The sequence below is a fragment of the Silanimonas sp. genome, assembly GCF_044377035.1.
In the GTDB taxonomy this organism is placed as follows: Bacteria; Pseudomonadota; Gammaproteobacteria; order Xanthomonadales; family Xanthomonadaceae; genus Silanimonas.
In genome coordinates, this window is record NZ_JBILJW010000015.1 from 1 (window position 1) to 19,935 (window position 19,935).

Sequence of the window (19,935 nt, forward strand, 5' to 3'; positions counted from 1 at the left end):
TTTCCGTGTCGCTGATCGGGAACACCAACGGCCACTCGGCATCGCGGGCCACCGCGTCCATGAACTCGTCGGTGATCAGCAGCGAGAGGTTGAACTGGCGCAGGCGCCCGTCCTCGCGCTTGGCCTTGATGAATTCCTTGACGTCCGGATGGCTGATCTCGAACGTGCCCATCTGCGCGCCGCGGCGACCACCGGCCGACGAGACGGTGAAGCACATCTTGTCGTAGATATCCATGAAGCTCAGCGGGCCCGAGGTGTAGGCGCCGGCGCCGGCCACGAAGGCGCCGCGCGGGCGCAGCGTCGAGAACTCGTAGCCGATGCCGCAACCCGCCTTCAGCGTGAGGCCGGCTTCATGGACCTTCTCGAGGATGCCGTCCATCGAGTCGGGGATCGTGCCCGACACGGTGCAGTTGATCGTCGAGGTGGCGGGCTTGTGCTCCAGCGCGCCGGCATTGGACGTGATGCGGCCTGCGGGGATCACGCCGCGGCGCAGCGCCCACAGGAAGCGCTCGTACCAGTACTTCTGCTTCTCGACGCTCGGCTCGGCGTCGGCCAGGGCCTTGGCGACGCGGCGGTAGGTGCCGTCGATGTCCGCATCGACCGGCTCGCCCTTCTTGGTCTTCAGGCGGTACTTCTTGTCCCAGATGTCCCAGGACGCCGGCTGCATGGCGATCTCCACCGGGCCTTCCGTCTTGACCGCTTCCAGGCGAACCGTGCTCATTCCTCGTCTCTCCTCCGCCCGGGGGGCGTCGTTGTCGACCGGCTCGGCGCCGGGGCCTCGAAGACGGAAAGACGGCCGCCCTCGGCGCGATGCGCCGGCGGAACTCCGTTTTTCAGTCGACCTGCCCCATGACGAACCGTCCGGCCTGCGTCATCAGCTGTGTTCAAGCCCCAAAATCTTGGGGCCCCTCCCCGCCGGAACCCCAACATGTAGGGCGCGGCGGAGGTCAACGGTACGCCCGCCCCCCAACCCTGTCAACGGATTTGAATGCCGCGGCGCGGCATCCGGATGACGCGCTTTTTCCGCTTTATCTTCAACAGCTTGCGTAATTTCACGCGAACGAAACGAGCGATGCCGTGGCGACCTTCGGCCCTTGCGGAAAGCGGCCGGAATCCGCATCTATCGTCGTCATCGAATCCTTCGAGGACCGCCTGCAAATGCGCCCCTTGCCCCTCCTCGCCTGCCTGCTCGCAACCGCCATCGGCGGTGGCCTGATCGCCCGCGGCCTCGCCCCGGCCCCGGTGCCCGCCGCTATCGCCAGCCCGGCCTCGCCGCCCCCCGCATCGGCGGCCGTCGCGCCCGTCACCGCCCAGACGCCCCGCAGCGTCGCCGCGCTGCCGGCCCTGCCGTCGCTGGCTCCGATGCTGGAAGGCGTGACCCCGGCGGTCGTCAACATCTACACGCGGCAGGTCGTCGAAGTGCAGAGCCCGCTCGCCGCCGACCCCTTCTTCCGCCGCTTCTTCGGCATGCCGGAAGGCCCGCAGCAGCGCGAGTCGCAATCGCTGGGCTCCGGCGTGATCGTCGATGCGCAGCGCGGCTACGTGCTCACCAACCACCACGTCGTCGACAACGCGACCGAAGTGAGCGTGCAGCTGCACGACGGCCGCACCGTGGAAGCCGAGTTCATCGGCAGCGATCCGGGCACCGACGTCGCGCTGATCCGCATCCCGGCCGAGAACCTGCGCGCCCTGCCGCTGGCGAACTCACAAAGCCTGCGCGTCGGCGATTTCGTCGTGGCTGTCGGAAACCCGTTCGGCCTTGGACAGACGGTGACGTCGGGCATCGTCTCGGCGGTGGGCCGCAGCGGCCTGACCGGCCTCGGCTTCCAGGATTTCATCCAGACCGACGCCTCGATCAATCCGGGCAACTCCGGCGGCGCGCTGGTGAACCTGCGCGGCGAGCTCGTGGGCATCAACACCGCCAGCTTCAACCCGCGCGGCAGCGCGGCGGGAAACATCGGCCTCGGCTTCGCCATCCCCGCCAACCTCGCGCACGAGGTGATGCGCCAGTTGCTCGTCTACGGCGAAGTGAAGCGCGGCTCGCTCGGTATCGAACTCGTCGACCTGACGCCGCGTTTCGCGCAGGAGCTGGGCCTCGAAGCTACCGTGCGTGGCGCCATCGTCACCCGCGTCTACCGCAACGCCCCGGGCGAGGCCGCGGGCCTGCGTCCCGGCGACGTGGTCACCACCATCAACGGCCAGCGCGTCGACAGTGCGCAGGCGCTGCGCAACGCGGAAGGCCTGCTGCCCGTGAACGAAGCGGCCGCGCTCGACGTCCGCCGCGGCGCGCAGGCGTTGAAGCTCTCCGCCACGCTGCGCGAGCAGCCGAAGCAGTTACCCGGCGCCGACATCGACGCGCGCCTCGGCGGCGCCACGCTCGGTGAGTTGGCGGAGAAGTTCCGTCGCGGCGGCCTGGCCGGTGTCGCGGTGGTCAACGTCGCGCCAGACTCGCGCGCCGGCCAGAACGGCCTGATGCCGGGCGACCGCATCTACGGCGTCAACGGCCGTCGGGTTGACGACCTGCCCGCGCTGCGCAGCGCGCTGGCGCAGCCGCCGGCGCGGCTGATCCTGCGGGTGCAGCGCGGCGCCCAGCAGGGCGACCTCGAACTGCGCTGAGCGGGCGGCCAAGGGCGGGCCTCGCCTTACCGCGAGGCCCGGCTTCACGCCATCTGGAGGACAATGCGCGGATGACGACCATCCGCGCCATCAGCTTCGACCTCGACGACACCCTGTGGCCGATCTGGCCGGTGATCGAGCGCGCCGAAGCCGCCCTGCACGCCTACCTCGACGCCCACTGCCCGCGCACCGCCGCGGCCTACCCGCTGCCGCGCATGCGTGCGCTGCGCGAGCAGGTGGCGCACGAGCACCCGCACCTCGCCCACGATTTCACCGCGCAGCGCCTGATCTGCCTCGAGCGCGCCTTGGCCGAGGGGGGTGAGGATTTGGCCCATGCGCAGCCCGCCTTCGAAGCGCTGTACCTCGAGCGCAACCGCGTGACGTTCTACGACGACGCCCTCCCGGCCCTCGACGCCCTGGGCGCGCGCTTCCTCCTCGCCTCGCTGACGAACGGCAACGCCGACCTGCACCGCATCGGCATCGCCGAGCGCTTCGCGGTGCGCGTCGCGGCCCGCGAGATGGGCATGGCCAAGCCCGAGCGCGGCATCTTCGAACACACGGTGCGCGCGCTCGACGTGGCCCACGCCGAGGTGCTGCACGTCGGCGACGACCCTTGGCTCGATGTCGAGGGCGCAGCGCGCGCCGGGCTGCGAACCTGCTGGGTGAACCGGCACGGCGCCGCGTGGCCGGCCGAACTGCCGCCGCCGGACCTCGAAGTGGCCACGCTGGACGCGCTGTTGGCGGCCCTCGAGCCCGATGGCCGCCTTGCGGCAGCGCGGCAAGCCGCCCCCGGCGAACCCGTTAAGCTCGCCTGATCATCGCGCCCAACCTCTTTGTGCTGTCGCCCATGTCGCTTCCCACCTGCTTCGTCCCGGCCGATGCCCCGGCCCTGCCGCTCCACCTCGTCGACGCCACGCGCTTCCCGGCGTGGAAGGCGGCCCAACCCGCCGCCGTGCAGGCCTGGATCGACGCCCACGGGTTCCGGGGCGATGCGCTCACCCAGCTGGTGATCCCTGGCGCCGATGGCGCGCCAGCGGCCGCGGTGGCCGGCATCGGCGACCCGCAAGACCCGGCCAGCCTCGGCAACCTGCCGTCGATGCTGCCCCCGATCACCTTCCGCATCGCCGACGACAGCCCGGTGGCCGTGTCGTCGGATCACGCACTGCTCGGCTGGGGCCTCGGCGCCTACAAGTTCTCCCGCTACCTGAAGTCGGTGAAGCCGACGGCCAAGCTCGCCGTCGATGTGGCATCGCAGCCCGAGGCGCTGGCCTTGCTGGCCGCGTCGATCCTGACGCGCGATCTCGTCAACACGCCGACCGAACACATGGGCCCGGACGACCTCGAGGCCACGGTGCAGGCGCTGGCGACGACGCACGCGGCTGGCTTCCGCAGCGTCCGCGGGCCGGAGCTGCTGGCCCAGAACTTCCCGGCCATCCACGCCGTGGGCCGCGCCAGCCATCGCGCCCCGCGGCTGATCGAACTCACGCACGGTGACGCGTCGTTGCCGCACCTCGTGATCGTCGGCAAGGGCGTGTGTTTCGACACCGGTGGCCTCGACGTCAAGCCGCCGGACGGCATGCGCAACATGAAGAAGGACATGGGCGGCGCCGCGCACGCGATCGCGCTCGCGCGCCTCGTGCTCGAGCGCGCGCTGCCGGTGCGCCTCACCCTGCTCGTCCCGGCGGTGGAGAACGCGCTCGGCCCCGACGCCTACCGCCCCGGCGAAGTGATCGCCACGCGCGCGGGATTGAGCGTCGAGATCGACAACACCGATGCCGAAGGCCGCGTCATCCTCTGCGACGCGCTCAGCTACGCGGCCGAGCAGTCGCCGGCCCTGGTGATGGACTTCGCCACGCTCACCGGCGCGGCGCGTATCGCACTGGGCCCGGACCTGCCGGCCCTGTTCTGCAACCGCGACGACCTCGCCGCCAGCTACCTCGATGCCGGCGCGGAGCAGCGCGACCCGCTGTGGCGCATGCCGCTGTGGCGGCCGTACCACAGCTACCTGAAGTCGGGCATCGCCGACATGGCGAACTCGGGGGCGTCGCGGATGGCGGGATGTGTGACGGCGGCCCTCTATCTCGAGCGCTTCATCCCCGATGCTCAGCCGTGGACGCACGTCGACGTGTACTCCTGGAACGACGCCGACCGTCCGGGCAAGCCCGCCGGGGGGGAGGCCCAGGGCCTGCGCGCCGCGTGGTGCTTCCTGAAACGCCGGTTCGCCCCCTAAGCTGCACCCACCACGCCAGGACGGAGCTCGCCATGCACGTGCAGAAGATGCTCGAACAGGCCCACCAGCTGCCGTCGATCCCCAAGGTCGTGCAGGAGCTGCTGCGCGACTTCGACGACCCGAACGTCGACGCCGGGAAGATCGCCGCGAAACTCCAGCTCGACCAGGCGCTCACCGCCAAGGTGCTGCGCTTGGCGAACTCCTCCTTCTACGGTGGAACGCGCAAGGTCAGCTCGGTCAACGATGCGGTGGTGCTGCTCGGTGTCGACTCGCTGCGGACGATGGTGGCCGCCGGCGGCGTGGTGGCGGCCTTCAAGGCCCCCGAGGGCTTCGACCTGCGGGCGTTCTGGCGCAAGAGCTTCATGGTGGCGGGCCTGTGCCGCTGGCTGGTGAAGCGCGGCAAGCTGCGCAGCCTCAACGCCGAAACCGCCTTCACCGCCGGCCTGCTGCACGACGTGGGCAACCTGCTCATGCACGCCCTCGACGGCGAGCGCATGCGCGAAGTCGATGCCGCGGTGGCCGCCGGCGCGCCGCGCGGCGACACGGAACAGATGATCCTCGGCTACACCTCGGTGGAAATCGGTGGTGCGCTCGCCAGCCATTGGCATTTCCCCGACGCGCTGTGCGAGGCGGTGGTGAACCAGGCGGCACCGATGGCCGCGAGGGTGCCCAACGAGTACGCCGGACTGGTGCATGTCGCCCGGGCCTGCCACCTGCTCGTCATCGGCAAGCAGCCGCTCGATCGCCTGTTCTCGAGCGCCGCGGCGCCGGTCGCCTCGTGGCTGGAGCTCGAGCAGGAGACGCTGGAAGAGCACTGGGACGAGGTCGCCGCCATCGGCAACGACATGGACGCCCTGCTCGACTGATCGCCCACTGCCGCGCTGGGCGGGCGCCGCTCAGGCGGGATGCCGCCCCAGCGTGACCCGGTCGCGACCTTCGAGGTCGCCGACCGTCCCGATGTCGTTGAAGCCCGCCGCGTCGAACAGCGCGCGCACCGCCGTGCCCTGCTGCCAACCGTGCTCGACCAGCAGCCATCCGCCGGGCCGAAGATGTGCCGGGGCATCGCGCACGATGAGTCGCAGATCGTCGAGGCCGTCGGCACCCGAGGCCAAGGCACTGCGGGGCTCGAAGCGCAGGTCGCCTTCGGCGAGATGCGGATCGTCGTCCTCGATGTAGGGCGGGTTGCTGGCGATCAGGTCGAAGCGCTCCCCGGCCACGGGCGCGAACCACGCGCCTTCGCGCACCTCGACACGCTCGGCCACGCCCACGCGCAGGGCATTGCGGCGCGCCACGGCGGCGGCCCCCGGGCTGAGATCCACCGCGACGACGCCCGCACGCGGCCGCTCGTTCGCCAGCGCCAGTGCGATCGCGCCGGTGCCGGTGCCAAGGTCGAGCAGGCGGAGCGGCCGATCATTCGGCAGCCGCGCCAGCGCCTGCTCCACCAAGCACTCGGTGTCGGCGCGCGGGATCAGCGTGTCCGGCGTCACCTCGAGGTCGAAGCGCCAGAAGCCCCGTTGGCCGACGAGATAGGCCACCGGCTCGCCGGCACGACGCCGTTCGACCAAGGCTTCGAAACGCAGGGCAGCCGCGTCGTCGAGCGGATCGCCGGCATGCGTGAACAGCCACGTGCGGTCCTTGCCCAACACGTGAGCGAGCAGGAGCTCGGCGTCGGCGCGGGCCTCGGTGGCGTCCCGTTCGCCGTCGGCGGCTGCCAGGCCGGCACTCGCCGAACGGACGGCGGCACCGACGCTCAGGACCATCCGCCCAGCACGCGCACGAGCTGCACGCCGCAAGCGCCGACGAAACCGCACAGGAAGCACAGGTAGGCCCCACGCAGGTAGCGGTACTTGTGGTGCGAGAGGTACCAGCCCAGCGAATAGACGTCCTTCGCCATCGTCGCGTAGACGCTGCCGTCAGGCTTGAGCGAACGCTCGATCTCGTCGAGGAAGCGATCCTTCGTCAGTTCGGCGAAGTGGCCGAAGAACAGCAGGTTGAACTGCGAGGGCAGCGGCGCATCGGGGCTGGGCAAGCGCAGCGGGCGGTACTTCGGCAGCACGGCCAGCACCGCGAGGAACAGGGCCAGAAGGGTGAACACCGCCAGCACCGCCATCGCGTGGCGCAGCTCGGGGTCGTTGAGGCGCGCCAGGCTGAGCGTCAGCACCACCGACGAGACGGTGATGACGATGTTGGCCTTGGTGTCGGCCATCGCCGAGAGGTGCACGTGGTGCTGCTGCGTCGTGCGCAGCAGGTTGTCGCTGGTGTTGCGCTCCGGAATGCCCTGGAATCGGGCCCGGTCATCGTTCTGCGGCTGCATCGTCCCCTCCCCCGGTCGGACGGAGGGGATGATAGCGGGCGGCCCGCCCCGCCCGTGCTCAGGCCGTCTCGGGTGTGCCCACCGGCGCGGCGGCGGCCGGTGCGCTGTGGCGGATCAGGTGGTCGAAGGCCGACAGCGCGGCCGTCGAACCACCACCCATCGCGACCACGATCTGCTTGTAGGGCTCGGTCGTCGCATCACCGGCGGCGAATACGCCCGCCAACGAGGTGTGGCCCTTGTCGTCGGTGACGATCTCGCCGCGCGGGGTGAGTTCGATCGCGCCCTTCAGCCACTCGGTGTTCGGCAGCAGGCCGATCTGCACGAAGACGCCTTCGAGGTCGACGCGCTTCAATTCCCCTGTGCCGCGGTCGGTGTACACGAGGCCGTTGACGCGCTGGCCGTCGCCCGTCACCTCGGTGGTCTGGGCGTTCGTGATCACCGCGACGTTCGGCAGCGAGCGCAGCTTGCGCTGCAGCACTTCGTCGGCGCGCAGCTTGGTGTCGAACTCCAGCAGGGTGACGTGCGCCACGAGGCCGGCGAGGTCTATGGCCGCCTCCACGCCGGAGTTGCCGCCACCGATCACCGCCACGCGCTTGCCCTTGAACAGCGGACCGTCGCAGTGCGGGCAGAAGGCCACGCCCTTGTTGCGGTAAAGATCTTCGCCCGGCACGTTCATGGTGCGCCAGCGGGCGCCGGTGGCGAGGATGACGGTCTTCGACTTCAGCGAGGCGCCGTTGGCGAGCTTCACCTCGACGAGGCCGTCGGTGCCGGCAGGCAGGAGCGCTTCCGCGCGCTGCAGGTTCATCAGGTCGACGCCGTTGGCGCGCACGTTGCGCTCCAGCTCGGCGGCGAGCTTCGGTCCCTCGGTCTCGGTCACGGCGACGAGGTTCTCGATGCCCATGGTGTCCATCACCTGGCCGCCGAAACGCTCGGCGGCGATGCCGGTGCGGATGCCCTTGCGCGCGGCGTAGATGGCGGCGGCCGCGCCGGCCGGGCCACCGCCGACGATCAGCACGTCGAACGGCGCTTTCGTCTTGATGGCTTCGGCGGCGCGCGCCTCGGCGCCGGTGTCGAGCTTGGCGACGATCTGCGCCAGCTCCATCCGGCCCGAGCCGAAGGCTTCGCCGTTGAGGAACACGGCCGGCACGGCCATCACCTCGCGCGCCTCGACTTCGGCCTGGAACAGCGCGCCGTCGATGGCCGCGTGGGTGATGCGCGGGTTCAGCACGGCCATGAGGTTCAGGGCCTGCACCACGTCCGGGCAGTTGCCGCAGGACAGCGAGAAATAGCTCTCGAAGTGGAACTCGCCCTCGAGGCCCTTCACCGCGTCGATCAGCGCCTGCTCGACCTTCGGCGGGTAGCCGCTCACCTGCAGCAGGGCCAGCACCAGGGAGGTGAACTCGTGGCCGAGTGGGATGCCGGCGAAGCGCACGGCCACCGACGCGTCGTCGGCGCGCTGGATCGCGAACGAGGGGGTGCGGGCATCGGCCGACTCGCGCAGCGTGATTTTCGGCGAGAGGGAAGCGACGGTCTCGAGCAGCGCGCGCAGCTCGGCGGAGGACTCGCTGCCATCGAGCGAGGCGACCAGTTCGATCGGGGCGACAAGGCGCTCGAGGTAGGCCGCGAGCTGGGTCTTCAGGGCGTCATCCAACATGGTGGACTCCAATTCCAGGTACTTGCCGAAGCCGCGCGCCGCGGCTTGGGCAAGCACCCGGGCCGCCGCGCGGGCGCGGCGACCGGGTGGCCGTGCGGCTTAGATCTTGCCGACGAGGTCCAGCGACGGAGCGATCGTCTTGGCGCCGTCGTTCCACTTGGCCGGGCAGACCTGGCCCGGGTTCTTGGCGACGAACTGCGCGGCCTTCAGCTTGCGCAGCGTCTCCTTCATGTCACGCGCGATGGCGTTGTCGTGGATTTCGGCGGTCTTGATGACGCCTTCCGGGTTGATGACGAAGGTGCCGCGCAGGGCCAGGCCTTCTTCCTCGATGTGCACGCCGAAGGCGCGGGTCAGCGTGTGGGTCGGGTCGCCGACCAGCGGGAACTTGGCCTTGCCGACGGCCGGCGAGGTCTCGTGCCACACCTTGTGCGAGAAGTGGGTGTCGGTCGTGATGATGTAGACCTCGGCGCCCAGCTTCTGGAACTCGGCGTAGTTCTCGGCGGCGTCCTCGACTTCCGTCGGGCAGTTGAAGGTGAAGGCGGCCGGCATGAACACCAGCACCGACCACTCGCCCTTGAAGCTCTCTTCCGTCACCGGCACGAACTTGCCGTTGTGGAAGGCGGTGGTCTTGAACGTCGGGACGTGCGTATTGATCAGGGACATGGTTGCAACTCCTGGTGGGGAAGGTCGGGTGGACAAGGGAAGTCGGCGAAGGGGGGGCCGCGCATCACTGGGGGAGATGGGGGCGGCGGCCACGGGGCGCAATGTAGCCGCACTGCACAAAAAGATGAAATGAATTGAACGCATGGCTTTGATAGCTGTAGGCTATCTCCATGAACCTCCGCGACCTCCGCTACCTGCTCGCCCTCGCCGACCACCGGCATTTCGGCCGCGCGGCCGAGGCCAGCCACGTCAGCCAGCCCACCCTGTCCACCCAGATCCGCAAGCTGGAGGACGAACTCGGCGTGGCCCTTGTGGAGCGCGCCCCACGCAAAGTGATGCTCACCGAGGCCGGCGCCGAGATCGCCCAGCGCGCGCGGAACGTCATCGCCGAAGTGGAGCAGATGCGCGAGATCGCCCGCCGCGCGCACGATCCGGAATCCGGCACCCTGCGCCTCGGCCTGTTCCCCACGCTCGGGCCCTACCTGCTGCCGCACGTCGTCGGCCCGCTGCGCGCGCGCTACCCCAAGCTCGAGCTCCTGCTCGTCGAGGAGAAGACGGAAGCCCTGATCGCCCGGCTGCGCGAGGGGCGCATCGACGCCGCGGTGCTCGCCCTGCCCGTCGACGACGAGGGCCTCGAGCACGCGGTGCTGTTCGACGAACCCTTCGTTCTGGCCGTGCCGGAGAAGCACCCGCTGGCCACGCCGCGCGGCCGCAAGCGCGCGGCGCTCAGCCTGGACACACTGCAGCACGAGCACCTGCTGCTGCTCGAGGACGGCCACTGCCTGCGCGAGCAGGCCCTGGATGTCTGCCACCTCGCCGGCGCCAGCGAGAAGGACGGCTTCCGCGCCACCTCGCTGGAAACGCTGCGGCAGATGGTGGCCGCTGGAGTGGGCATGACCCTGTTGCCGGTGCTGGCGGTGAAGCCGCCGGTGCCGCCGCAGCCCAACTTGCGCCTGCTGCCCTTCGCGGCCCCGGCGCCCAAGCGCCGCATCGCCCTGTTCTGGCGCAAGAGTTCGGCCCGCGCGGCCTTCCTGCGCGGTTTCGCCGACGTGCTGGCGCGCCTGCCCGCTGAACTGTTGCGCCTCGAGGCACGCGAATGAGCGGGCTCTCCGCGGGTGGCTTGGGGCCCGTGCCCCGCGCCCTGCTCCTGGTGATGGCCGGCTGCGTCGCGTTCGGCTGGTGGCAGTCGCGGGCGCCATCGGTCGTGCCCGCGCGCGACCCGAGCGGCGCGCCGGCCGCCTGCGTGATGCCGCGGATCGGCCCCGCCCCGTCACCGGTGCAGCTGGGAACGCCGCCGTCGATGCCGCCGTTCGAGCTCGACGAGCACCGGGCCACGCCGCGCGCCGGTTTCGCCGTCGAAGCGACCGTGCTCGGCGTCGAGCGCTACCGCTTCGGCCGCGAGGCCGCGGTCTCACCGCTCGACCTCGCGTTGGGCTGGGGCCCGATGTCCGATCCCGCCGTCTACGAGGCCCTCGACATCTCGCAGTCGGGCCGCTGGTACCACTACCGCTGGGGCCCGGAAGGACCGCCGCTGCCGCTGGAAACCATCATCACCAGCAGCAGCAACATGCACATGATCCCGGCCACGCCGGCCGTCGCGGAGCGCCTGGCCGACCTCGAGACCGGCCGGCGCGTGCGCCTCACCGGCTGGCTGGTCGATATCGAAACGGCAGAGGGCTACCGCTGGTCGACCTCGCTGCGCCGCGACGACAGCGGCGACGGTGCCTGCGAGATCGTCTACGTCTGCGAAGTCGCCGCGTTGCCCTGAGCGGGCGCGGGCTTCAAGCCGGCGACGAAGATGCCGGCGAGCGACATGGCCACGCCGATCCACTCGTGCGTGGCGGTCGGGCGCGAGAACAGCAGCACATCGAACACGAAGGCCAGCAGCGGCTGAAGCAGCAGGAGCAGGCCCACGCTGGCCACGCTGATGCGCGGCAGGGCGCGACCGATCAGCACCCAGCCGAGGCATTGGCCGATCAGCCCGAGGGCCAGCAGCGCGACGAGGCTGCGGGTGTCGGAAATGGCGAAGGACACCCCTTCGACCCACGCGGCAAGACCGAGGATCACCGCGCATTGCAGCGTCGAGACGACGAGGATCGGCTCGGCGGCCATGGGTGCCTCGCGCTGGCTGCGCTTCAGGCCGAGGTTGTAGGCGGCGTAGGCGATGCCCGTGGCGAAACCGAGCCATACGCCCGCCTTCGACTCGGCGGCCAAGGTCGACCAACCATCGCCAAGGATCAGCGCGAGCCCACCGAAGGCCAGCGCGACGCCGAGCGCGAAGCGCGCATGCAGGCGCTCGCCGAAGAACAGCACGCTCGCAGCCACCATGAAGAACACCTGCGTGTTCGCCAGCAGCGTCGCCAGCCCCGGACCGATGGCATGGATGCTGCGATGCCAGAGCCAGAGATCGGCGGCGAAAGCAAAGGCTGGCCACAGGCAGAACGCCCAGGCGCGGGCGGGGACGTGGCGCCAGCGCTTCAGCGCGAACAGCACGAGCGCCAGCATCGAACCGCCGAAGGCCATGCGCCAGAAGCCGGCCACCGTGGGCGGCACGTCGGCGAAACGCACCAGGACGCCGGTCAGGCTGATCAGGCTCGCACCGCCGGCCATGGCCAGCAGCGCACCCCGGTCAGAGTGCATCGTCGCCCAGGCGCTCGGTCTCGGCTTCAGCCGCCGCTTGCCATTCGCGCATCGCCGGCAACGCGAACAGCGCCTCGCTGTAGTGCCTCGCGTTGTCGTCCAGCACCACGCCGTAGCCACGGAAGCGGATGGCGACCGGCGCGAACATCGCATCGACGATGCCGAAGCTCCCCAACAGGAACGGACCGTCGGCGCGACGACGCAACTCGCGCCAGAGCGTGAGCACGCGACGGATGTCGGCCTCGGCGTCGGCCTTCCAGCGGTAGGCGTTCGGCTTGCGCCGGCAGTTCATCGGCAGCTGCGCACGCAGCGGCGCGAAGCCGGAGTGCATCTCCGCAGCGGCGCAGCGCGCGAGGTAGCGCAGCGAAGGATCCGACGGCCAGCCCCGACCGTCGAGGAAGGTCTCGTTGACGTACTCGCAGATGGCCAGCGAATCCCAGACGACGCGGGCGCCGTCATGCAGCACCGGCACGCGGCCCGTGGGCGAGTAATCGGGGATGCGCTGCTGGAACTCGGGCGTGTCGAGCGGCAGGCGGACCTCGTCGAAGGGCACTTCGAAATGGCGCAGCAGCAGCCAGGGCCGCAGCGACCACGAGGAGTAGTTCTTGTTGCCGATGACGAGCCGGAGCATGCCTCAGTGTAGCGCCGGCACGACGGCCTGGACGGCCTGTGCGCCGGGCACGCGGGCCCGATTGAGCGCTTCACCCGCGCGTTCGATCATGGGGCGAGGCACGCGCTCACCGACCACGATCGCCCCGATGCCGATCACCCACTCGGCCACCATCGGGCGGATGCCCGCGGGCGCGAGCCCCGACACCGGCGCGGCGGCCGGCGACAGCCGCTGATGCAGGATTTCGGCGAAGGCCCTCGCGGCGGGCACGTCGAGGCCCGGAAGGACCATCCACAGTTCGTCGGGCCCCGGCCGGCCCAGCAGGTGGGACGGCAGCGCATCGAGCACCTCGAGGGCGCCGATCAGCGCCTTGGCGCGCCCCTCGAACCCGCCCTCGCCCGCCAGCGGGATGCGCAGCAGGGCGATCGGCTCGTTGTTGTCGCGGCAGCGTTCGAACGCCGTGCGCAGGTCGCGCTGCAGGGCCTCGGCGTTCAGCACCTCGAGCACGGGGTCGAGGTCGGCGCGGATCGCGGCCTCGCGCTCATCGAGCGCACTGGCGGCGATCCGACGCGCCGAAGCCACCATCATCTCGATGCGGGCGAGTTCGTCCGGCTCGAAGCCACGGCCGCGACGCTCGACGAACAGGGCCGTCCAACCGCGCTCGGTGACGAGGTACGGCACCATCGCCACCTGGCTCGGGCCATCGATGCCCATCGGCAGGACAAGCTGCTGCGGGGTGCCGAGGCGGAGCAGCGAGCGCAGCACGCGGGCCCGATCGCGCAGCAGCATCGCGTAGACCGATTCGGTTTCCCCCGGCTCGGCGATGATCGTGTCCTCGCCGTGCAGGGAGGAACGCGCCACGGCGACGGAGCGCGCTTCCAGCAGCGGCTTCAGCGTCTCGATGAGCCGGCGTGCCACCACCCAGTCCGCCTCCGCCCCGCCGCCGTAGCGCAGCGCCGCGTCGATGGCCGCGACCATCTTCGCTTCGGCGCGCGACCATCGCTCCTCGACCGGGACCTCGGGCTCCGGGGCGGCGACTTTCGGCGCCTCCACCGGGAGGTCACGCATCCACGGCAACAGGACCAGCGCGAACATCAAGGTGGCGATGAGCAACTGGTAGCCGTAAAGCGCCAGTGCGGAGGCCGGCACGGCGCCACCGGCGGCCAGCGCGCGCACCACCAGCGCCGCGATCAGCAGCACCATCAGGGTGATCGGCACCGAGCGGAGGCGGCGGCGGTCCAGCGCGAACGCCACCAGCACGAGCAGCCAAGCCTGCGACCAGACGAGCTCCGCCACACGCCTCAGCAGGTCGGCGTATTCCGGCGGCACGCGCGTACCGGCGAAGGCCAGGAGGATCAGCACGAGACCGACGCGGTGGTACCAGTGCGCCAGCGTCGCCGAGTTCGCCTTCAGCCCGGACTGGCGGCGCGCGACGATCAGCAGGGCCCCCGCGAGCAGGATGGTGACCGCGTAGACGAGCCCGCCGGCCAACCAGGGATCGAGCACCGCACGCAGCGGGAGCGGCAGGTGGTCGTTGATCAGGGCGATGGCCATCGCGGAGACGGCGGTCAGCGCGGCCATACTCCATCCGCCGGCACCGGAACGCCGCACGGCCGGGACCATGCACAGCGCCAGCGACACCAGCAGGACGCCGTAGACGAGCGCGAACAGGCGCAGCGCGGCCGCCTCGCGCTCGGCGAGCGCCCGGCCGTCGATCAGCTGCGGCCGCAGGTCGGCATCGACATTTCCTTCCACGCGCACGTACAGGGCCACGTCGCCCACGACTGCGTCGGGCAGCGGCAGCACGAAGCCGTCGGGCCAGCGCGCATCCCAGGTGCCGAGGCGGAAGTAGCGGCTCTCCGCCACCTCGCGGTCCGGCGCGCCCGGCAACAGGACGGCCACGCGGTCCACCGGCGCGCGTTCGAGGCGAACGTACCAGCGCTCGCCGGCCTCGCGCGGCGGCACGTTGGCCTGCAAGCGCAACCACACGATGCGGTCCGCGCGCGGGGAGGCCTGCACCGAACCGTCGAGCGCCGGGAAGAACCCGGGCTGGTAGCGCCCGCTGAGGATGTCGGCCAGGGGCACGTCGTTGGGCGCCGCCGTCGACGCGACCTGCAGTGGCACGCTGCTGCGCGCCAGATCCACGCGCATGGCCGGCGCCACCGCCACCGCCGCGAGCAGCAGCAGGGCAATGGCGGCCAAGGCCAGGGTGGTCAGGCGCACATGCATGCGGGGCGGGAGCGGGCGGAGAGGACCCCCACTCTAGCGGAAGGACCGCCACCTTTGACGGTTTTTGACAGAGTGCCCCGGCCGCCCCCACCCGGCGGCGGCCCCTCGCCTTTGACAGAAAGTGACTCCCCATCACGCGGCGAATACGCGACGATCGGGGCTCCCAACCGAGGAGTCCCCGCGTGAAGTCCACCCTCTCCGCCCTCCGCACCACGATCCTCCTGGTCGTGCTCACCCTCACCGGCCTGGCCAGCGGCACGGCGAGCGCCCAGGAAGACCGCCGGGTCCGCATCATCAACGAGACGAGCCACACCATCGTCCGGTTCTTCGGCTCGAATGCCGGCACCACCGACTGGGAAGAAGACATCCTCGGCGACAAGGTGCTGGAGCCGGGCCAGTCGGTCATGGTCAATTTCGACGACGGTACGGGCTACTGCAAGTTCGACTTCAAGGCCGAGTTCGATGACGGCGACGAAGTGGTCAAGAACGGCATCGACGTCTGCGAGATCTCCAGCTTCCGCTTCACCGAGTAAGGCGTCCCGCCCCCGCGCGGGGGCGACGAGGTGCCCGGCGGGGTAGACTTCGCGGTCTGCCCCGTTTCCGTTTCAAGGCGCCATGAGCGAACCGTCCACCGCGGCCGAGACCGTCCCGGCCCGCACCGACTTCATCCGCAACATCGTCCGCGAGGACCTCGCCAGCGGGAAGCACGGCCACATCAACACCCGATTCCCGCCGGAGCCGAACGGCTACCTGCACCTCGGGCATTCGAAGAGCATCTGCCTGAACTTCGGCATCGCCGCCGAGTTCGGCGGCCATTGCAACCTGCGCTTCGACGACACCAACCCCGAGAAGGAAGACGTCGAGTACGTCGAGGCCATCAAGGCCGATGTGCGCTGGTTGGGCTTCGAGTGGCATGAACTCCGGCACGCCTCCGACTACTTCGAGGTGCTCTACCTCGCCGCCGAGCAGCTGATCCGCGACGGCCAGGCCTTCGTCTGCGATCTCTCGGCCGAGGAAGTGCGCCAGTACCGCGGCAGCCTGACCGAGCCGGGCCGCGAATCGCCGTTCCGCAACCGCAGCGTGGAGGAGAACCTCGACCTGTTCCGCCGCATGCGCGCGGGCGAATTCGCCGATGGCGCGCGCACCCTGCGCGCGAAGATCGACATGGCCTCGGGCAACATCAACCTGCGCGACCCGGCCCTGTACCGCATCAAGGCCGTGAGCCACCAGGCCACCGGCGACGCGTGGTGCATCTACCCGATGTACGACTACGCGCACGCGCTTTCCGACGCCATCGAGGGCATCACGCACTCCCTGTGCACGCTGGAGTTCGAGGACCACCGTCCGCTCTACGACTGGGCCGTGGACCACGTGCGCCTGCACGAGCGTCCCGAGCTGCTGAAGCCGCTCACCGACCGCGGCGTGCCGAACGAAGCCGCCAAGCCGCGGCAGATCGAGTTCTCGCGACTCAACATCAATTACACGGTGATGAGCAAGCGCAAGCTGCTCGCGCTGGTCAACGAGAACCTCGTCGCCGGCTGGGACGACCCGCGCATGCCGACGCTGCAGGGCATCCGCCGCCGCGGCGTACCGCCCGAGGCCCTGCACCTGCTGGCCGAGCGCGTGGGCATCTCCAAGCAGAACTCGGTCATCGACTTCTCGGTGTTCGAGGGCTGCATCCGCGACGTGCTCGATGCCAAGGCCGAGCGCCGCATGGCGGTGATCGACCCGCTCAAGGTGACGATCACCAACTTGGCCGAAGGCCACCGCGAGACGCTCCGCTTCGCCAACCACCCGAAGGACGAGAGCAAGGGCCAGCGCGACGTGCCGTTCTCGAACGCGCTGTGGATCGAACGCGAGGACTTCATGGAAACGCCGGTGAAGGGCTTCCATCGCCTCGTCCCCGGTGGCGAAGTGCGCCTGCGCGGCGCCGGCATCCTGAAGTGCGACGCGGTCATCAAGGACGGGGACGCCGTCGTCGAGCTGCGCTGCACGCTCGACCCGGAGAGCCGGCCGGGCATGGAGGGCGCCAACCGCAAGGTGAAGGGCACCATCCATTGGGTCTGCGGGAACGCTGGCATCAAGGCCGAGGTCCGCCTCTACGACCGTCTGTTCTCGGTCGAGAACCCGGACAACGACGAGGGCGGCAAGACCTACCGCGACCATCTGAATCCGGATTCCGTTCGCGTGGTCACCGGATACATCGAGCCCGCCGCCGCCGTGCTGGCCAACGAATCCGCCGTGCAGTTCGAGCGCCTCGGCTATTTCGCCGCCGAGCGTTACGACCATGCGGCCGAGCGACCAGTGTTCAACCGCACCGTGACCCTGCGCGACAGCTGGGCCGCGAAAGGAGCCTGACATGCAGCAGCCCCGCCGATCGCTCCGCCATCTCGCCTTCGCACTCACCGTCGCCTTCGGCGCCTTTGTCTTGGGCGCCTGCGGCAGCACAACGTCGGGCAACGGCAGTGCCGCCACCGACGCGAGCGGCAAGCCGCTGATCGAGCAGCCGCTCTCGAGCGCGCCGGCCCCCGCCGCCGAGGCAGGCAAGCCCGGTGAGGTCGACTATTCCTGCACCACCGACGCCGACTGCGCCGTCAAGGACGTGGGCAATTGCTGCGGCTACTACCCGGCCTGCGTCAACAAGGACAGTCCGACCTTCCCCGAGCAGGTGAAGGCCGAGTGCGCGAAGAACGACATGCAGTCGGTCTGCGGCTTCCGCGACATCCAAGGCTGCACCTGCATCGAGGGTCGCTGCGAAGCCGGCCCAGCCACCAGTGGCGAGGCCGTGCGCTGATGCTTTACGCGCAAGTGCACCTCACGCTGCCTGCCTGGGTGCACGAGGCCGTCGATGCCTCGGCCGACTACGCCGATGACGATGCCAAGATGGCGCTGGCGATCCGCCTCTCGGCCTTGAACGTCGAGCACTCCAGCGGCGGGCCCTTTGGCGCCGCGGTCTTTTCGCCGGAGGGACGGCTGATCGGCGTCGGCGTCAATCGCGTGGTGCCGCACAGCACCTCGATCGCGCACGCCGAGATGATGGCCTTCGCCACCAGCCAGCAGCGCGCACAGCAGTTCCGCCTCAACGCCGAGCGCGGCCCGATCACCCTCGCCACGTCCTCGCAGCCCTGCTGCATGTGCTACGGCGCCAGCGTCTGGGCCGGCATCGACCGCCTGCTCATCGGCGCCCGCGCCGAGGACGTCGAGTCGCTCGCCGGCTTCGACGAAGGCCCGCTGCCGGCCGACTGGAAAGGGGAGCTGGTGAAGCGCGGCATGGCCGTCGTCACCGACCTGCGCCGCGACGAGGCCTGCGCCGTGCTCGCCGAGTACGGCCGCGCCGGCAAGGTCTATTGAACCGATGAGCACCGCGAAGCCCGAACCGGCCCTGCTCGCTTACTGCCGGCCGGGCTTCGAGCCCGAGCTCGCCGCCGAACTCACCGCGCGTGCGGGCGAACGCGACCACTGGGGGCATGCCGCCACAGAGCGCAACAGCGGCGTCGTTCGCTACGTGTGCGCCAGCGCCGCGCTGCTGGAACGGCAGCTCGCCTTCGATGACCTGATCTTCGCGCGGCAGAAACTGCTGGGCCTCGTGCGTCTGGACGGCCTCGATCCGCAGGACCGCATCACGCCACTGCTGGCCGCCCTCGAGACGACCCGCGAAACGGTCGCCGCGGCGTCGGGCGGGGCCCTGCGCTTCGGCGACCTCGTGGTCGAGCACAGCGATGCCGATGAAGGCCGCGAACTGGCCGGCCTCGCCCGCGGCTTCGGCAACGCCCTGCGCCCCGCACTCCGCAAGCCGGGCTGGCTCACCGACAAACCCGATGCGCGCAAGCCGCGCCTGCATGTGCTGCTGCATTCCGGCACGCGGATGGAGCTTGCGCTCTCGCGCGTGGAGGACAGCAGCCCGTGGCCGGGTGGCATCCCGCGCCTGCGCCAGCCGCCGAATGCACCGAGCCGCAGCGCTGCCAAGCTCGACGAAGCGATCCATACGCTGCTCACCGACGAAGAGCGCAAGACGCTGCTGCGCGACGGCCTGCGCGGTGCCGACCTCGGCGCGGCGCCGGGCGGCTGGACCTGGGTGCTGGTGCGTGCGGGGCTTCGCGTCACCGCGGTCGACAACGGCCCGCTGAAGGAGCCGGTGGCCGGGCATCCGCAGGTGGAGCACCTGCGCGCCGACGGCTTCCGATGGCAGCCCGCGCGTCCCCTCGACTGGATGGTCTGCGACATGGTCGAGCAGCCGCGCCGGGTCGCCGAGCGCATGGCCGAGTGGTTCCGCGAAGGCTGGTGCCGCAACGCGATCTTCAACCTCAAGCTGCCCATGAAGAAGCGCTGGGACGAGACAGTGATGTGCCTCGACCTGTTCCGCGCCCAGGCCGGCGAGTTGAAGGCTTTGCGCGCGCGCCAGCTTTACCACGACCGCGAAGAGATCACGGTCTTCGCGCGGCGCTGAGCCGCGCGGTTCTCAAGCGCATCGCGACGGGCTGGAGCCCTTCGTCAGGCGACCTTCGAGAGCGCTTCGTCGACGAGCAGCTCGACCGTCATCAAGTCGGGGATCACGGCGATGTCCTCGCCGAGTTGCACGCGCGCCTGCACGCCGAGCGGGTGTTCGCGCATGTCCTCGACGGGCAGCAGGCGCTCGCGCGAGACGCTGACGAGTCGCGGGAAGCCCGATGACACCACGGCGAAGTACGGCAGGCGCGGATTGCCGCCCAGCGCCTTCAAGACGGCGAGCTTGGCGCCGAGTTGCACGGTCTCGGACGGCCAGCCCACCAGCTGCGGGAAGCTCAACACCGGCAAGCGCCAACCGCGCCAGCGCGCCACGCCCAGCAGCCACTCGGGCGCCGCGTCGACACGCTCCGGTTCGGAGTACGAGATCACTTCCGCCACGTTCGCGTTCGGCAGCAGCAGGCGACCACCGCCGCCCACGGCAATCATCACGCCTCGGATATCGTTCAGCTCGGTGCTCATGGCGTGTTCCGGTC

The 19,935-nt window shown here is 70.3% G+C and carries 20 protein-coding genes; 11 read left to right on the forward strand and 9 right to left on the reverse strand.

All coding sequences use genetic code 11. The annotated features are described in order from the left end of the window. A partial coding sequence (locus tag ACIQ6S_RS09590) for a ribonucleotide reductase N-terminal alpha domain-containing protein (RefSeq protein WP_397608164.1) occupies nt 1-721 on the reverse strand: 721 nt, incomplete at its 3' end. A gap of 437 nt (nt 722-1,158) precedes the next feature. Between ACIQ6S_RS09590 and ACIQ6S_RS09595 the strand changes: the two genes are divergently transcribed. The 4 genes from ACIQ6S_RS09595 (at nt 1,159) to ACIQ6S_RS09610 (ending at nt 5,712) form a co-directional block, all read left to right on the forward strand. Next, nucleotides 1,159-2,616, forward strand: a complete 1,458-nt coding sequence (locus ACIQ6S_RS09595) for a Do family serine endopeptidase (protein ID WP_397608165.1) — start codon at nt 1,159-1,161, stop codon at nt 2,614-2,616. Nucleotides 2,617-2,687: 71 nt separating this feature from the next. Continuing rightward, nucleotides 2,688-3,431 (forward strand): HAD family hydrolase, encoded by a 744-nt coding sequence (locus ACIQ6S_RS09600; RefSeq protein ID WP_397608166.1) that lies wholly within the window; start codon nt 2,688-2,690, stop codon nt 3,429-3,431. A 32-nt stretch (nt 3,432-3,463) separates the two neighbouring features. Next, nucleotides 3,464-4,846: a leucyl aminopeptidase family protein gene (locus ACIQ6S_RS09605; RefSeq protein ID WP_397608167.1), complete on the forward strand. Its 1,383-nt coding sequence runs from the start codon at nt 3,464-3,466 to the stop codon at nt 4,844-4,846. Between the two features lie 32 nt (nt 4,847-4,878). Next, nucleotides 4,879-5,712, forward strand: a complete 834-nt coding sequence (locus ACIQ6S_RS09610) for an HDOD domain-containing protein (protein WP_397608168.1) — start codon at nt 4,879-4,881, stop codon at nt 5,710-5,712. Between the two features lie 30 nt (nt 5,713-5,742). Here ACIQ6S_RS09610 and prmC read toward each other — a convergent pair whose 3' ends face one another. From prmC to ahpC, 4 genes are all read right to left on the reverse strand, one after another. Beyond that, nucleotides 5,743-6,606, reverse strand: coding sequence for a peptide chain release factor N(5)-glutamine methyltransferase (gene prmC / locus ACIQ6S_RS09615; RefSeq protein WP_397608169.1), 864 nt, complete (start codon nt 6,604-6,606; stop codon nt 5,743-5,745). Beyond that, nucleotides 6,597-7,160, reverse strand: coding sequence for a Pycsar system effector family protein (locus ACIQ6S_RS09620; protein WP_397608170.1), 564 nt, complete (start codon nt 7,158-7,160; stop codon nt 6,597-6,599). The genes prmC and ACIQ6S_RS09620 overlap by 10 nt, the downstream gene beginning before the upstream one ends. Nucleotides 7,161-7,218: 58 nt before the next feature. Next, nucleotides 7,219-8,814, reverse strand: a complete 1,596-nt coding sequence (gene ahpF, locus ACIQ6S_RS09625; RefSeq protein WP_397608171.1) for an alkyl hydroperoxide reductase subunit F — start codon at nt 8,812-8,814, stop codon at nt 7,219-7,221. Nucleotides 8,815-8,913: 99 nt separating this feature from the next. Next, the gene (gene ahpC, locus ACIQ6S_RS09630) at nt 8,914-9,477 is read right to left on the reverse strand and encodes an alkyl hydroperoxide reductase subunit C (protein WP_297865856.1); all 564 of its coding nucleotides are present in this window, start codon (nt 9,475-9,477) and stop codon (nt 8,914-8,916) included. A 170-nt stretch (nt 9,478-9,647) separates the two neighbouring features. On the opposite strand from ahpC, the gene ACIQ6S_RS09635 reads away from it, so the two are divergent. Together ACIQ6S_RS09635 and ACIQ6S_RS09640 are read left to right on the forward strand one after the other, a co-directional pair. Beyond that, nucleotides 9,648-10,577, forward strand: a complete 930-nt coding sequence (locus ACIQ6S_RS09635) for a LysR substrate-binding domain-containing protein (RefSeq protein WP_397608172.1) — start codon at nt 9,648-9,650, stop codon at nt 10,575-10,577. Beyond that, nucleotides 10,574-11,245: a hypothetical protein gene (locus tag ACIQ6S_RS09640; protein ID WP_397608173.1), complete on the forward strand. Its 672-nt coding sequence runs from the start codon at nt 10,574-10,576 to the stop codon at nt 11,243-11,245. Before ACIQ6S_RS09635 ends, ACIQ6S_RS09640 begins: the two co-directional genes overlap by 4 nt. On the opposite strand, the gene ACIQ6S_RS09645 is transcribed toward ACIQ6S_RS09640, so the two are convergent. From ACIQ6S_RS09645 to ACIQ6S_RS09655, 3 genes are read right to left on the reverse strand one after another with little or no spacing between them, the layout of a single operon-like run. Continuing rightward, the gene (locus tag ACIQ6S_RS09645) at nt 11,215-12,117 is read right to left on the reverse strand and encodes a DMT family transporter (protein ID WP_397608174.1); all 903 of its coding nucleotides are present in this window, start codon (nt 12,115-12,117) and stop codon (nt 11,215-11,217) included. The two genes, ACIQ6S_RS09640 and ACIQ6S_RS09645, sit on opposite strands and share 31 nt — an antisense overlap. Continuing rightward, nucleotides 12,107-12,748, reverse strand: a complete 642-nt coding sequence (locus ACIQ6S_RS09650) for a glutathione S-transferase family protein (RefSeq protein ID WP_397608175.1) — start codon at nt 12,746-12,748, stop codon at nt 12,107-12,109. Before ACIQ6S_RS09650 ends, ACIQ6S_RS09645 begins: the two co-directional genes overlap by 11 nt. Before the next feature lie 3 nt (nt 12,749-12,751). Beyond that, nucleotides 12,752-14,956: a hypothetical protein gene (locus ACIQ6S_RS09655; protein WP_397608176.1), complete on the reverse strand. Its 2,205-nt coding sequence runs from the start codon at nt 14,954-14,956 to the stop codon at nt 12,752-12,754. Between the two features lie 182 nt (nt 14,957-15,138). Here ACIQ6S_RS09655 and ACIQ6S_RS09660 point away from each other — a divergent pair, with 182 nt between their 5' ends. From ACIQ6S_RS09660 to rlmM, 5 genes are all read left to right on the forward strand, one after another. Further along, a complete protein-coding gene (locus ACIQ6S_RS09660; protein ID WP_397608177.1) occupies nt 15,139-15,489 on the forward strand; it encodes a hypothetical protein in 351 nt (116 codons plus the stop codon). Nucleotides 15,490-15,571: 82 nt separating this feature from the next. Continuing rightward, nucleotides 15,572-17,314 (forward strand): glutamine--tRNA ligase/YqeY domain fusion protein, encoded by a 1,743-nt coding sequence (locus tag ACIQ6S_RS09665; RefSeq protein WP_397608178.1) that lies wholly within the window; start codon nt 15,572-15,574, stop codon nt 17,312-17,314. A gap of 1 nt (nt 17,315) precedes the next feature. Continuing rightward, entirely contained in the window at nt 17,316-17,750 is a 435-nt protein-coding gene (locus ACIQ6S_RS09670) for a hypothetical protein (RefSeq protein ID WP_397608179.1), read from the forward strand. Further along, nucleotides 17,750-18,307 carry a nucleoside deaminase gene (locus ACIQ6S_RS09675; protein WP_397608180.1) on the forward strand — a complete coding sequence of 186 codons (558 nt, stop codon included), beginning with the start codon at nt 17,750-17,752 and terminating at the stop codon, nt 18,305-18,307. The genes ACIQ6S_RS09670 and ACIQ6S_RS09675 overlap by 1 nt, the downstream gene beginning before the upstream one ends. 4 nt (nt 18,308-18,311) lie before the next feature. Then, entirely contained in the window at nt 18,312-19,403 is a 1,092-nt protein-coding gene (gene rlmM / locus ACIQ6S_RS09680) for a 23S rRNA (cytidine(2498)-2'-O)-methyltransferase RlmM (RefSeq protein ID WP_397608181.1), read from the forward strand. 44 nt (nt 19,404-19,447) lie between these two features. Here rlmM and ACIQ6S_RS09685 read toward each other — a convergent pair whose 3' ends face one another. Next, nucleotides 19,448-19,921: a chemotaxis protein CheW gene (locus tag ACIQ6S_RS09685; protein ID WP_297865845.1), complete on the reverse strand. Its 474-nt coding sequence runs from the start codon at nt 19,919-19,921 to the stop codon at nt 19,448-19,450. Nucleotides 19,922-19,935: the final 14 nt, after the last annotated feature.

Coding starts and splice junctions, on each gene's coding strand:
- ACIQ6S_RS09605 (WP_397608167.1), top strand. CDS start 3,464: ATGTCGCTTCCCACCTGCTTCGTCCCGGCCGATGCCCCGGCCCTGCCG.
- ACIQ6S_RS09645 (WP_397608174.1), bottom strand. CDS start 12,117: ATGCACTCTGACCGGGGTGCGCTGCTGGCCATGGCCGGCGGTGCGAGC.
- ACIQ6S_RS09635 (WP_397608172.1), top strand. CDS start 9,648: ATGAACCTCCGCGACCTCCGCTACCTGCTCGCCCTCGCCGACCACCGG.
- ACIQ6S_RS09610 (WP_397608168.1), top strand. CDS start 4,879: ATGCACGTGCAGAAGATGCTCGAACAGGCCCACCAGCTGCCGTCGATC.
- ACIQ6S_RS09600 (WP_397608166.1), top strand. CDS start 2,688: ATGACGACCATCCGCGCCATCAGCTTCGACCTCGACGACACCCTGTGG.
- ACIQ6S_RS09665 (WP_397608178.1), top strand. CDS start 15,572: ATGAGCGAACCGTCCACCGCGGCCGAGACCGTCCCGGCCCGCACCGAC.
- ACIQ6S_RS09640 (WP_397608173.1), top strand. CDS start 10,574: ATGAGCGGGCTCTCCGCGGGTGGCTTGGGGCCCGTGCCCCGCGCCCTG.
- ahpC (WP_297865856.1), bottom strand. CDS start 9,477: ATGTCCCTGATCAATACGCACGTCCCGACGTTCAAGACCACCGCCTTC.
- prmC (WP_397608169.1), bottom strand. CDS start 6,606: ATGGTCCTGAGCGTCGGTGCCGCCGTCCGTTCGGCGAGTGCCGGCCTG.
- ACIQ6S_RS09595 (WP_397608165.1), top strand. CDS start 1,159: ATGCGCCCCTTGCCCCTCCTCGCCTGCCTGCTCGCAACCGCCATCGGC.
- rlmM (WP_397608181.1), top strand. CDS start 18,312: ATGAGCACCGCGAAGCCCGAACCGGCCCTGCTCGCTTACTGCCGGCCG.
- ACIQ6S_RS09685 (WP_297865845.1), bottom strand. CDS start 19,921: ATGAGCACCGAGCTGAACGATATCCGAGGCGTGATGATTGCCGTGGGC.
- ACIQ6S_RS09675 (WP_397608180.1), top strand. CDS start 17,750: ATGCTTTACGCGCAAGTGCACCTCACGCTGCCTGCCTGGGTGCACGAG.
- ACIQ6S_RS09655 (WP_397608176.1), bottom strand. CDS start 14,956: ATGCATGTGCGCCTGACCACCCTGGCCTTGGCCGCCATTGCCCTGCTG.
- ACIQ6S_RS09620 (WP_397608170.1), bottom strand. CDS start 7,160: ATGCAGCCGCAGAACGATGACCGGGCCCGATTCCAGGGCATTCCGGAG.
- ahpF (WP_397608171.1), bottom strand. CDS start 8,814: ATGTTGGATGACGCCCTGAAGACCCAGCTCGCGGCCTACCTCGAGCGC.
- ACIQ6S_RS09650 (WP_397608175.1), bottom strand. CDS start 12,748: ATGCTCCGGCTCGTCATCGGCAACAAGAACTACTCCTCGTGGTCGCTG.
- ACIQ6S_RS09670 (WP_397608179.1), top strand. CDS start 17,316: ATGCAGCAGCCCCGCCGATCGCTCCGCCATCTCGCCTTCGCACTCACC.